Origin of the sequence: Marinitoga sp. 1137 (genome assembly GCF_001941525.1) — a bacterium.
Taxonomy (GTDB): Bacteria; Thermotogota; Thermotogae; order Petrotogales; family Petrotogaceae; genus Marinitoga; species Marinitoga piezophila.
The window spans coordinates 1,638,594-1,651,879 of sequence record NZ_CP009471.1 but is presented as its reverse complement, the minus strand read 5'-3'; the positions used below and the strand labels follow the sequence as shown (position 1 = coordinate 1,651,879).

Here is a 13,286-nt window from a genome sequence, read left to right as displayed (position 1 = left end):
ATATTTAATATTATAACATATTTTTTACTATTATTTTTCATCTGTAAAATTTGAAAGAATATACTTTTCTGTTGTTTGAATAAATATAATATCTCTTAAATTAGGACTTTTATATTCAGAAACTCCTGCAATTATCATTTTATTGTTTATAAATCCTATATCTGTAAAAATAGTATCCTGTTTTTTTATAGAAAAACTTTTTGCCCAGATTTTTTCTCCGTTAAAGTTGAATTTTGCAATAAATCCTTTTCTTATTAATGTATTTTTATCTCTAACCCAGCCAACAGTATATATATACTCTCCTTCTTTTATAGCTTTTACAATATTTATATCATTTACAAATGGAATAATTTTCCCATATGTTTTAAATCCATTTGAATCTAATCTAACAAAATATGGCTGAAGGACATCTCTAAATGATGTTCCAATCACAATAAATTCATTTTTAGAAATAGGAATTATATTTGAAACAAAATCGTCCTTTGAAGTACCTGCTGTTAAATCCCAGATTTTTTCACCTAATTCATTGGTTTTTATTATATAAAAGTCATATCCTCCATTCCCAAATGATTTTGTAGATCCTGCTAAAATAAATGAATATGGATCCAATTTTATTATTTTGGATGCAAATTCAAGATCATATCCTCCATACTCTTTTGACCATATTCTATAACCTGTTAAAGAATATTTTGAAATTTGTATATTTGTCTCAGAGCGATCATTCCCAATTGTACCTGTGGTGTATATGTATCCTTCATTTTTATCAAAATAAAAGTCTTCAAACGAATCCCTTTTGGTACTTCCAGCAAATGTTTCCCAGAGAATTTTTTTATCTTTTGTATTTAATAAACATAAATACATATCCCCGCGAATATCTTTTTTGCTGGAAAAACCTATAATCATTGCACTTGAGTCATCTGTAACCTCTATCTTTTTTCCATAATTTTCAAATTTCTCCAAATATATTTTTACATCTGGATTTGAAAATTTAAAATCAATTTCACCATATAATAAGTTCAATATTTTATATTCGGGATTTTCGCCATAACCTGTAAAATATACTTTTTCATTGTTGATATATAAATCCAAAAGCATCTGATCTGCTGCCATATTTAGCCTTTTTAAAACAAAGTCCATTTTGCCTGTTAAAAATTCTTTTTCAGAACTTTCAACTTTACGTTCATTTATAACAGCTATTACTTTCCAGATATATCTTTTTTCTGGTTTTAAATTTATTGTGTATTCATTATTTTTTATATTTTTTATTTTTTGTTCTTTTATATATCCATTTCCTATTTCTTTTAAAAATATCTCATATCTTATATTTGTCGCATTTTCTGAATGTGGCATTTTCCATTTTAGTGAAACAGTATAAGTATTTATAATATCTCCATTTTCAGGATATAAAAGTATAGGTGTTGATATTAAACTTTCTTTTGTTTCATTTTTTAATATATTTTCATCTGATATAGTATTTTCAGCTATGATTTCATTATTCTCTTTTTTACCGATATCGTAATCATATATTTCAACAATTTTATTGTAATTTCTGTCTTTTAATATAAATACAAAAGTTTGTCTTTCTGTTTTTATAACTTTTGAAACAATTATATTCCCCTGAAAATAATGTTTCCATATTATATTACCTGAAAAGTCCTGAGCATATGTGTATTCACCAAACACATAAATGATATTGTTTATTATTTTCACATCTAAAAAATCAGAAAAACTTTTAAATTCAAGAATTCTTTTGGTTTTATAGTTATAAAGCTTTAGATAGTTTTTTTCATAATATATAATATATCCATTTGAAATCTTTATTTTTTCTGCATAAAACGGTAATTTTATCATCTTCCCAGAAAAATCAGACATTATTAACGAATTTGCATTTTTAAAAACAATTATATTATTATCATATTCAAGTATTTGACCGGGAATTTTAAATTCTTTAATTATCTGGCCATTTAAATCAAAAACAGAAAAGTTTTTTTGGGTTTTTACTGCAAAAAAATCTTTTTTAAATATTACACTTTCTATTTCTGAATCGAAGGATATCCTAAAAACCACACTTTTTCCATTTAATTTTTCCAGTCTTTTGCTGTTGTATATAAATATATTATTATTGCTATCAATTTTAATACTGGCATATATGTTATCAAGATTAATTTGGTTAATTAAATTCCCACTTGAAATATCAAATAATTTTATGTATGAATTATTTAAAAGATATATAAATTCCCCTTTAATATCTATATCTACAAATCTTTCTTTTAATGAAAATTTTATTTTTTTATTTTCATCATATATATCTATAACGTTATTCCCAGCAGTAACAGTATAATTTTCATATGAAAAAATTTGAGTTTTATCCTTCACAAAAGCTACCCATATTAACTCGCCATTATTGTATTTTCTTGTTTTAAATTTCAAAATAGGGGTTTCATATATTTTTTCACCATTTTCTTTAACAGCAATTTTCCAGAAATATGTTGTTTCCGGTTTTAAAAATTTTACCGGATATATATTTGTTGGAAGATTTTCATTATACAAACGGGGAGAATTATTCTCCCCTAAATATATATCATATGTAATTTTTTTATTTTCCGTATTTTCAAAGTTCCATTTTAATATTACACCTGTTGGCGAAATGCCTTCGCTATTATTTTCTGGAAATATACTTTTTAATTTAAGTGATTGTCCAAAAAAGAGCTGGAATAATATAAGATAAAACACAAACAAAATATATTTTTTTATAATAATCACCACTCTTTTACTATTTTAAATCTCTTTGTTGGTGAATTTTCATTATTGACTATAACAATTTTAAATCCTTTCGAAACAATATTACCGGCTCTATCTTCAGCTTCGATTATAATCCTTGTTTCTGAATCTTTAAGCTCCACATTGTTTTTAGTTATAAAAACCTTTTTTACATATTCTTTCTTTTTAAATTCATCAAGCGTTAATGCTGGCGCATCAAGTGATTTTATATGTATATCTCCGTTTATATCTACATCATTAACCAATAATCTTACTGACTTTATTTCAACATCATCTGTAACCATTGCTTCTATATTAACAATTGTTGCACCTGAGGATAACATATTTGGTTTTATAATTGTTATCTCCGGAGCTTTTCCCCCAACTTTTATTTCCTTTTCTAAAGTTACTGTATTTGATGCTCTATCAGTTGCTGAAATTTTTAACTCAAGTGTATCGCCAACAGGATATCTATATGCTTCAAATGTTTGCGTTGTAACCGTAGCATCCTTATCGTGTTCATTGTATTTCATTTCAACTGGAGAAAGTGTTGAATCTATTAAATTACCTTTATGATATAAGTTTATTGAATATTCGCTTAAATCCTCTTTCCCTTCAGCATCTATATCTTTTATATATGCCATTATATCAAATGTACCTTCTACTGTGTCATATGCTTCTTCCGAAGGAAGTAATTTAATAATAGGCTTTCTAACAACCTTTAAGTCTTTTTCCAATTCTGTTTTATTATCAATATTATCTTCAGCTGTTATAAGTATATGTAATATTTCCCCATCAGGGATTTCATCTATAGGATATGGTTTTAATGATATTAATTCTATTGACTTATCGTTTAATACATTAATTTTAAAAGAACTCATTAAATCAAGGCCATCATTTAAAATACTAAATTCAGGATTTCTTACCACTTCTATTTTTTCAGAATTATTTATCATAATCGTCAAACCTTTTAAATATACATCATCTGAAATTTTTAAATGAAAATTAAAACCGCTATCTATAATATCAGAATTAGGCTCTACTAACTGAATAACAGGTTTTTGATCCTGTTTTAACGTACAACCTGCTACAAATAATATCAGGATAATTATCCCCAATAATATACCCCTTAGATTCTTCATTATACTGCCTCCCAACCTATTATTTTAATTAAATTTTTATTAGTTCATCAAGATTGGCTAACCATAATAATAGCGATTGAACTTTTGAATCTTCGAACTCTTCATTTTCAATTTCGCTTTTTAATGGCTTTATATGCATATATGAAATTATTACTTTTATTATATCCTCAAACTCACTTAAATTATATTCTATTAACCCATCAAAATCTATTAAATTTAACTCATAATCTGCAAGCAATCTCGAAAGGCCAAAATGCAAATCTTTCATTTCCTCTATTATATCGCTTATAAACACATCAAGTGTGCTAAAATTGCCAAAAACTTTATCCTGATAAATTCTTAATAAGAATCTTGTTATAAACAGTCCCTTTCCATCTTTCCATAAATATCTCGCCAATAATGTTGCAACTCTTTCGCCTAAACCATAATCTATACCACTTAATAATAACGCATTTGTAATTAATTCTAACCCAGAAATTTCCTCATTTATTTCATCATTTAATAAACTTTCTATTTCAATGTTATTTTTCTTTAAATTTTCATACAATCCTAATTTATCAATAAACCCTTCTTCATCAAAAGAATTGATTAGTGGTATTGTATACTTTTCATCTGCTATACTTTCTAAATAATCTACATACTTTTCAACCTTATCCAATATTGAAACCATATTTCCATACAAACCATAGTTATTTAACTCATTTGCCAGTTGTTTTGCCTTTTCAATTTCACCTTCTGAAATATATGCAAACATTAAAAATGTTTTTGCTGAAACCATAAATTCAGTATCCTTCAATTCGTTATAATATTTTTCTATATCTTCATAATTACCTATTATAGATAATATTTTTATCAAAAATAAAGCTATTAAATTTTTATTTTCTTTTTTAGCAACATTATATGCTTTCTTAGCTGTATCATAAGATTTTATATATTCTCCTATATTTCTATAGGCAATTGCCAATTCGTGTAATATATAATCTGTTTCTGAAATTTCTGCAGCCTTTTTAAGCACTTCTACAGCTTTAAGATGTTTTCCCAAACGTGCATAGGTAAATCCAAGATTATATAACAATTCCACATTTTCAGAATCTATTTTTAATCCTTTTTCCTGAATTAATGCAGCATCTTCATATCTTTGCAATTGATTGAATAATATTCCAAGACGAACATATGCTGCAACAAATCCCGGATCTTTTTCAAGAAGCTCATTAAGCTCCTGAATAGCTTCAGAAAATAACCCATTTTCAATATATACATCAGCTATCTTTAATTTTGGCAAAAGGAATTCAGGATTCAATTCAAGGGCATTTTTATATGCTTCAAGAGCTTCATCATATAATTTCCTTTCAAACATAAGGTTACCAAGTTCAAAATGACCAAGATGAAAATTTGGATTCTTTACAAGAGCTTCTTTCAATTCAAGTTCAGCTAATTCTTCCTGCTCGCTTTTTTTTAACAACAAAGCCCTATAAAAGTTAAAACGATAATCTTCACCACCAAGCTTTTTCGCTGCATTAAGATAATAATTTGCCTGTTCAAAGTCATCTTTATTAAGCGCTTCTTTAAATGCTTCATAATAGAAATATACAAGGTAACTCTTATAATATTCATCTTTTGATATTTCATATTGAGCTTCCAAACCCCTTAAGATGACATCGAGAGGCAATTTGTTTTTATTTGCAACCTTTTTCATATCTTCAACAAGCACTGGCAATTTTACTGGAAGATTATATAATTTTGCATATTCTGGTTTTAAATCAAGATATACAATTGCATATTTGTAATTTTTCATAAAATACCTCCTGTATTTTCATTATCGAGTTTCATAACATAAGCAATTATCTTTGCCACAATGGAATACATATCTTCTGGAATTTCTGAAGGAATATCCATTGAATACAGAGATTCCACTACTTTTGTATTTTTCATTATAGGAATATTGTTTTCCTTTGCTATTTCAAGTATTTTTTCAGCTATATGATTTATGCCTTTTGCAATAACTACTGGCACTTCATCTGTTAGTTCATCATATTTCATTGCAACAACCTTTTTATCCATATAAACCATCTCCAGAAAGGTTGGAATCTTCTTTTAATTCTGTAATCTTTAATCCTCCAACGGTAAATCCTTCTCTTCTTATTTCATCAATAAGCGTCTCTATTTTATCTGAAAACTTTTTGTTTTCTTTTTCAATTTCAAAGGAAAGATTCAGGGATTTATTGATTTCATATATAATACATTTGATATTTCCAAAATTTCTGGTTAATATGGAAAAGGAGATCCTTTTTACTTTCACTGTATTTTTAGTATGTTCATCTATTTTAAACTCATTGCCTATATTAAAAAATATTGGAAATCCGAAAAGTGATAAAAATATAAAGTTTTCTTCTGGTTTCATATTTGAAAAATTTTGATATGCATTTATTGCGTTTTTGACGATATTATTATGTGTTTGATTTTTTAGTATAGGAATATCTTTCTTTTCTCCTAAAATATCGTTTTCTTTTTTAATATCTTCATTACCCTTTCTATCTTCTTCTTTTTTTATCCCTGCATTATCAATGATTTTACTTTTATTAATATTTAACTGTTCTCCCTTATTTTCAAAACTCTGAATTTTAGAATTTTGAAAATTGTCATTATACTTTTGTTCATTATTTTTAGAAATTGTATTGCTTTTTTTAAGTTCTTCTTTTAAATCGGTTATAATCAAACTTTTTATTATATTGGCACTTTTAACAGGATCTGGAATCTTTAACGATTTATTATTTGTTAGAGAATTATATATCTCTTTTAAAAATGACATTAGGAAATTTTTCTGGCTTTTATTAAAAACTATCTTTTCCTGAATATTTTCATCGGATTTATAAACTTCTTCATTAAATGTATTAATGAACTTTCCAAGCCAGAATAAAAATTTTTTTGTGTTATTATTTATTGAATTATCAGGCAAAATTAAATCAATGTTATTTTTAGCGTTCAATAAATTAAAATGTATATACTTCCCATCTATTTTTAAAATTTCTCTGGTCTGTACAATATCTTTTTTTTCGCTTTCATTATTTAAGATATTTATATAATCACCGGGTTTTATATCTTTAAAATTCTTTCCGGGATTTTTTATAATAATCTGTTTGTTGTTATTAATCTTTAAATGGACAATATCAGAATCTATGGCTTCTACAATAGCCAGTAATGTTTTTATATTCTTCTGTTTTATCAATTCTTTAAATAGGTTTATTCCAAAAATATTTACCTCATTTAAAATATTAATCCCTCACTTTAATATCTCATAATCCTCCGGATAATCATATACAACCTTTCCAAATTTTCCATCTGACAATTCCTTTAAAAATGTACTCATGGCTCTTTCTATATCGTATTCATTTCCAGACTTTATAAAGTTTCTTTTTTTAGCAAACATATTTAAAAATTCATAATAGTCCTCCGGCGGATTATCTCCTTTAAGCGCTGTTTTTAAAATCTCTGGATATTTTTCCTTGAAAAAGTTAAATCCATACTCTATTGCAAACTCTTTTTCATCATCTTCTGGTTTTACTGAACCAATAAGTATTAATTTATAGAGAATTTTTTTATTGTATATATCAGAATATAAAATTCCAGGTGTATCAAGCAACATAAAATTATCATTCACACTTATCCATTGAACGCCTTTGGTAACTCCTGGTGTATTTCCAACGCGTAATGATTTTTTACCTTTTAAACTATTTATTAGCGTAGATTTACCAACATTAGGAATTCCAGCAACCATTACACGCAATTCTCTAAACTTTTTAGGAAATGTTTTATAAACAACTTTAGTTAAGAAGCTTTTTATACTTACCTTCTTTAAAGAAGTTTCTAAAACCTTATATCCTTTGGATTTATAATAATCTTTCCAGAATTTTAACTGTTTTTCGTCTGCAATATCAATTTTATTAAACAATATTATTCTATCCTTATCTTTAAATAAATCCTCAAACTCATAAGCCCTGCTGGCATATGGAGCTCTAGCATCAACTAATTCCAGAACACCCTGAACAGTTTTTAAATATGTTTTAATTTTCGATTTTGCCTTTTTTATATGACCGGGATACCACATAATGTCACACTCCTTTTTGTAATAACAAAAAATCCGGGAAGTTCCCGGATCTTGTGGTGCCCCCAGGAGGAATCGAACCTCCATTTGCGGATTAGGAATCCGCCGTTCTATCCATTGAACTATGAGGGCGCATATATTATTAGAACCAAATATAATTTTACCAGAATTTTTTTGTATTTGCAATAAAGGAAATATAAATAATTAATTAAAAAAACTATAGAATTTCAATTCTGCAAATTTTTAATTAGTTTCTCACTTTCGATGGATTTTCAAAGTTCGTTTTTATAAACCACACATTCTACTCTTCAATTATACCATATCAAAACAAAATGAGGCTTTCGCCTCATTTGATTAATTCCAGCAATTTTTCTTCATTTTTTCTCGTTGTTTTTTCCAGGATTTCTCCTGTTTTTTTGTCTGCTGTTATTTTCCCTTTTTTTAATACCACTATCCTGTCTGTTTTTTCTATTTCACTTACATCATGACTGGCTAAGATTATTGTTTTTCCTTTTTGACTTAGCTCTTCCATTATTTCATATATCTTTATTTTCGTTTCTATATCCACTCCATTTGTCGGTTCATCAAGTAAATATATTTCCGCTTCTTTTATTAATGCCCTTGCTAGATTTAATCTCCTCTTCATCCCCGTTGATGCTTCCATATACTTTATTTTTCTGGTTTCATATAGCCCCATTTCTTTTAATCCTTTTTCCACTTTCTTTTTTAATTCTTTTCCTGTTAGGTTGTTTAACATTCCAAAGAAGTTTAGATTTTCTTCTAAGCTTAATCTGTAATAGAATGACCTTTCATTTGATGTCGCTATTGATATTAATTTTTTTATTTGTTTTGATTCTTTTTTTATGTCATATCCTTTTATTGTTATTTTTCCTTTATCCGGTATTATGAACATTCCTATTGTTTTTATTAATGTTGTTTTTCCTGCTCCATTTGGTCCAAATATTGTTATTTTTTCTCCTTTGTTTATTGTTAGATTTATATTTTCCAGCGCTTTTATCCCATTTTTGTATATTTTTGTCAGGTTTTTGATTTCTATTATTTTTTCCATTGTTTCACTTCCTAATACTGCGATATTGTGCCATATTTCCTGGCTTTGTTAAATGATTCTCTGAACCAGTATATCCCTATTGGTAATATTATTGCTGTCATTATTACCAGGATTATTATATCCTCTTTTATTTCGTATAGACTGTATCCTTTTATTAATGTTTTTCTCAATCCATCCATTGCATATGTTGTTGGCAGTATATACGATACTCCCCTTATCCATTTTGGCAATATTTCCACCGGATAGTATATCCCTGAAAACATTCCTGTTAAGAATGAATATACCCAACTTACTGGATCTCCTTTTTTGGTTAGCATTATGAACCCTGCACTTAATAATCCTATTCCACTTAAACTTATCATTGTTATTATCAATAATATTATTGATGCTATTATATTCATTTTTATTTCTACATCAAATGTGTATATTAAGAATATAAATACTATTCCTGTGTTTATTATTGTAAATACCAATCTTGAGAAGATTGTGTATATAAATACTTCCCATAATGGTGTTTCCGACAGGAGCAGGTATTCTATTGTTCCCATTACCTGCTCCTGTCTTATTACACTTTTGAATGTTGTTAAGGAGAGAGTAGTGTAACTCATGAATACGCTTCCTGATATGAAATATGCCAGTATGTTTCCTCCATACTGCTCTATCATTGGAAAGTAATTCCCCTGGGCTATAAACCTTCCCATGAATCCAAATTGCAATAATCCTAAGAATCCACTCAGTATCCCCAATACTGCCTGTGTTTTGTAGCTTTTCCATATTAATATATCCCTTACCAGAAAATACAGGAATTTTTTTATTTGTTTCATGTTCAGGAATCACACCAATCCCAGAATCCTTTGTCTTCTCCTTTGCAACTCGCATTTTGCTCACATGCTTGATTAAAGCATTCGTCACAATTTTCAACTTTGTCTTTTCCAAAGTCACAGAATGAGAATAAATTTTCTTCTCTTGGTTCATTTACGAATTCCATTTTTTCGCCTCCTATATGTTTTTTCTGTTAATACTATCATTTCTTCCAGATTATATTTTATTGGAAGGCATCTTTCTCTTCCATATTCTATTACGCCATATTTTTCTGCCAGCACTTTTCCCAGTATGCATCCCCCCATACAATATGGCAATACTTTACAATTTTTACACTCTTCATCAAATGGTTCTAAGGCTAACCATATATTTTTTCTGTGATTTAATTCTACTTTACCGTTTTCCTTTAATTCACCTATTTCTTTTGATATTCCGCCTATTTCTCCCCAGCATTTGTATAATTTCCCATCTGCATCAATTACAAGAGAATTTACACTGGTTGCATCGCATCTTGCCTGATTTATTCTTACAAATGGATTGAAGTTATAATATTCTATTTTTTCTATTATATAATTATATAATTCACTTTCCACTTTCGCAAATTCTTTTAATGTAAATGATTTTAATTTATTGTTATCTGCCATTTCTCCCTGTCTTAAATCTATTTCAACTTTTAAATTATCTTCTGATATTTTATCTATCAATCTTTTTATGCTATTTACATTATGTGGAAATACATTTATTCTTATTTTTACAAATATTTCTTTTGATGCTTTTTTGATATTTTCATATATTTTTTCAAATGTCCCATTTCCATTTTTTAATATTCTTAATTTATTATGCTCTTCTTCTGTTCCATCAAGAGTTATTATTAATTTCCCTACTCCAGCTTTTTTTAGTTCTTTTATTGTCGTTTCATTAAGTAAATAACCGTTTGTTATTATAAATGCATCGTATTCTATATTTTCTTTTTCACAGATATTTTTTATATTCTTGCTTATTTTTAATATCTTATTTTTTTCAAGTAATGGTTCCCCACCCCAGAAGGTTACGCTGAATATTTTTGGCTTTTTTTCTTTTATTTTTTCTTTTACCAGCATTATTATTGAATCTATTGTTTGTTTTTTTATATTATTTATTTGAAATGGTTTTTGACTTATTTCTTTTGCCTGACTTTGATAACAGTATTTACAATTGAAATTACAGTTTGTGGTCATGGTTATTGTTAGATGAAAATATTCATTTGAAAATTGAAATTTTTTATATTTTGCTATTATATCGCTTAATTCGTCTCTGTCATTTTCTATTATGAATCCACCTTTTTTTAATATACTTATCTCTTCTTCATTTTCCAGTTTTCCGTTTAATATTTTTTTTATCCTTTCGGCATTCTTTTTTTCAACTTTTAATATTGCATTTGTTATTCCATTAAAAAGAAGAAGACTTCCGTCTTCTTTTTCTATAATGGTATTGTATCTGGAAGCTTTCATCTAACCACCATCTTTTTTTCAAACTTTTTTACCTTATACCATAATTTTATAAAGCTTTCTGTTTCTCGCTTTTCTTCAGGACATCCTCTATTTCCATTTAATGCTGCATTTCTACACCCACCATGACATAATGGTAATATTTTGCACTCTTTACAATTTTTATCTTCATATCCATTATGACTATGCCATTTTAAATGTTTTTTTGTTTCCAGTTTTATTTTTCCGTTTTCTATTTTCCCCATTTCCATTCCTTCTTCTACTGCAACTGTACATGGATATATTTCCCCTTCCGGTCCTATTACCATATTATATACATTATCAAATTCACAATACATATCTCCATTCAATATTGGCAACATTACTTTATAACCTCTGTTTATTGCCATTTCATATAATTTTGAGAGTTTAGTAAATGAATTTTCTTTTCTAAAATCTCTTACATGTACATGAAAATCTTTATTTTTTTCAGATGCTTGAAATATCCATCTAAAATATATTTTCATTCTTTCTTTTGGAAATTTTTCAAGATACTCAAACAATTCTTCTATTTTATCATAATTTTCCGGACCAACATTTACCCTTATTGATACATTTGTTTTTTCTGTATTTTCAAATAATTTTTCTATTCCTTTTATTATTTTATCAAATGTTTTTCCGCCACCTATTAATGGTCGATATTTATTATGTGTTTCTTCTATTCCATCAAGAGTTATTTGCACATTTTTTATTTTTAACTCATCAAATTTTGATACATCTATATAATTTAATAAATATCCATTTGAGGACATTGATGAAAATAATTCTGCTTCACTTTCTCCTATTATTTTCATATTTATATGTTCAATAACTTTAAAATTCATTAATGGTTCTCCACCAAACCACCCTATTGAAATCGTTTTTTTGTTTTTGCTTATATTTATAATATAATCTGCTATTTCTTCCGCTTTTTCTATTGTCATTATTTTATTTCTTTTTGTTTCATAACAGTATATACAATCAAAATTACACTGAAATGTTGGTATTATTGTAAACATTGCTTTTGAATTATCAAAACGCGCTTTATAATTTCTCATCTTTATTTCTTCATATTCATTATATCCTTCTTCTACTATATAACCACCATATTTTAATTGTTCAAATAATTCTTCATCAACTATATTCCCTTTTAATATTTCTTTTATTTTTTGAACATTTTCACGCTTTACTTCTGCTATCGCTCCTGTTCTTAAATTAACCAATACTGGAACTTCATCTATTTCTAAAAAATAATTGTAGTATGATTCCTTATACATTTTTTCACCTGCCATGTTATCTTTATAAGAACTTATTTTCATTAGTTTTCAATTATTTCTGTTCTTATATTTTTTGTTATAATAATTTATATATTTAAAAAAATATAAAGTATTTAATTAATGAAATTTATTTAGACAATTTAAATTACATCTCTTATTTTGAATTTTACCATTTCTAACATGACTTTCAAGTGTTTTTTAAAGTAAAAATTCATTATTCATCAGTATTCCAAAATCACATTTTTGACTTTTCCAAAAATTTTAAATATTTTTCAATATACCAATTTTTTTAGCTATTCCTTTTATTGTTCCTGTTTCCTTACACGTTGTAATAATTTCATGTGCTTCCATATTGTTTCATCACCCTATTCTTCTTTCAACGAGTTATATTTCTATTTTACTACCCATCAAAAATTTTTTCTTTCCAGGAGGGCAATTTTTTACCCTTTTCCTTATAAAGGGGCAATTTATGTTTTTTTTCGGAAAACACTTAAAAACTTTTATTAAAATACATTTATATACCAGGTTCAAATGAAAAATATAAAATTCTCCATATTATTTATTTAAACCTAAATATAATATTATTTTTAATCATTTTCATCAAATAAA

Annotated in this window: 11 protein-coding genes and 1 tRNA gene; all 12 read right to left on the bottom strand. The window is 26.8% G+C overall.

The window, feature by feature from the left end; all coding sequences use genetic code 11:
- Positions 1 to 30: 30 nt before the first annotated feature.
- Positions 31 to 2,763, bottom strand: coding sequence for a hypothetical protein (locus LN42_RS07850; protein ID WP_014296986.1), 2,733 nt, complete (start codon positions 2,761 to 2,763; stop codon positions 31 to 33).
- Positions 2,760 to 3,902 (bottom strand): Ig-like domain-containing protein, encoded by a 1,143-nt coding sequence (locus LN42_RS07845; protein ID WP_014296985.1) that lies wholly within the window; start codon positions 3,900 to 3,902, stop codon positions 2,760 to 2,762. Before LN42_RS07845 ends, LN42_RS07850 begins: the two co-directional genes overlap by 4 nt.
- A 28-nt stretch (positions 3,903 to 3,930) precedes the next feature.
- Positions 3,931 to 5,697, bottom strand: a complete 1,767-nt coding sequence (locus LN42_RS07840) for a lipopolysaccharide assembly protein LapB (RefSeq protein ID WP_014296984.1) — start codon at positions 5,695 to 5,697, stop codon at positions 3,931 to 3,933.
- Positions 5,694 to 5,963 (bottom strand): EscU/YscU/HrcU family type III secretion system export apparatus switch protein, encoded by a 270-nt coding sequence (locus tag LN42_RS07835; protein WP_014296983.1) that lies wholly within the window; start codon positions 5,961 to 5,963, stop codon positions 5,694 to 5,696. The genes LN42_RS07840 and LN42_RS07835 overlap by 4 nt, the downstream gene beginning before the upstream one ends.
- Positions 5,956 to 7,128, bottom strand: a complete 1,173-nt coding sequence (locus tag LN42_RS07830; RefSeq protein ID WP_014296982.1) for a hypothetical protein — start codon at positions 7,126 to 7,128, stop codon at positions 5,956 to 5,958. The genes LN42_RS07835 and LN42_RS07830 overlap by 8 nt, the downstream gene beginning before the upstream one ends.
- 54 nt (positions 7,129 to 7,182) lie before the next feature.
- A complete protein-coding gene (gene ylqF / locus LN42_RS07825) occupies positions 7,183 to 8,007 on the bottom strand; it encodes a ribosome biogenesis GTPase YlqF (protein ID WP_014296981.1) in 825 nt (274 codons plus the stop codon).
- A gap of 54 nt (positions 8,008 to 8,061) precedes the next feature.
- A tRNA-Arg gene (locus LN42_RS07820) sits at positions 8,062 to 8,136 on the bottom strand.
- 214 nt (positions 8,137 to 8,350) lie between these two features.
- Positions 8,351 to 9,073: an ABC transporter ATP-binding protein gene (locus LN42_RS07815; protein WP_014296980.1), complete on the bottom strand. Its 723-nt coding sequence runs from the start codon at positions 9,071 to 9,073 to the stop codon at positions 8,351 to 8,353.
- 11 nt (positions 9,074 to 9,084) lie between these two features.
- Positions 9,085 to 9,897, bottom strand: a complete 813-nt coding sequence (locus LN42_RS07810; protein WP_014296979.1) for an ABC transporter permease — start codon at positions 9,895 to 9,897, stop codon at positions 9,085 to 9,087.
- A gap of 2 nt (positions 9,898 to 9,899) precedes the next feature.
- Complete coding sequence (locus tag LN42_RS10985) at positions 9,900 to 10,061, bottom strand: hypothetical protein (RefSeq protein WP_156865423.1); 162 nt, start codon at positions 10,059 to 10,061, stop codon at positions 9,900 to 9,902.
- The gene (locus tag LN42_RS07805) at positions 10,045 to 11,385 is read right to left on the bottom strand and encodes a radical SAM protein (protein WP_014296978.1); all 1,341 of its coding nucleotides are present in this window, start codon (positions 11,383 to 11,385) and stop codon (positions 10,045 to 10,047) included. Before LN42_RS07805 ends, LN42_RS10985 begins: the two co-directional genes overlap by 17 nt.
- Positions 11,382 to 12,677 carry a radical SAM protein gene (locus LN42_RS07800; protein ID WP_041638561.1) on the bottom strand — a complete coding sequence of 432 codons (1,296 nt, stop codon included), beginning with the start codon at positions 12,675 to 12,677 and terminating at the stop codon, positions 11,382 to 11,384. The genes LN42_RS07805 and LN42_RS07800 overlap by 4 nt, the downstream gene beginning before the upstream one ends.
- Between the last annotated feature and the right edge of the window lie 609 nt (positions 12,678 to 13,286).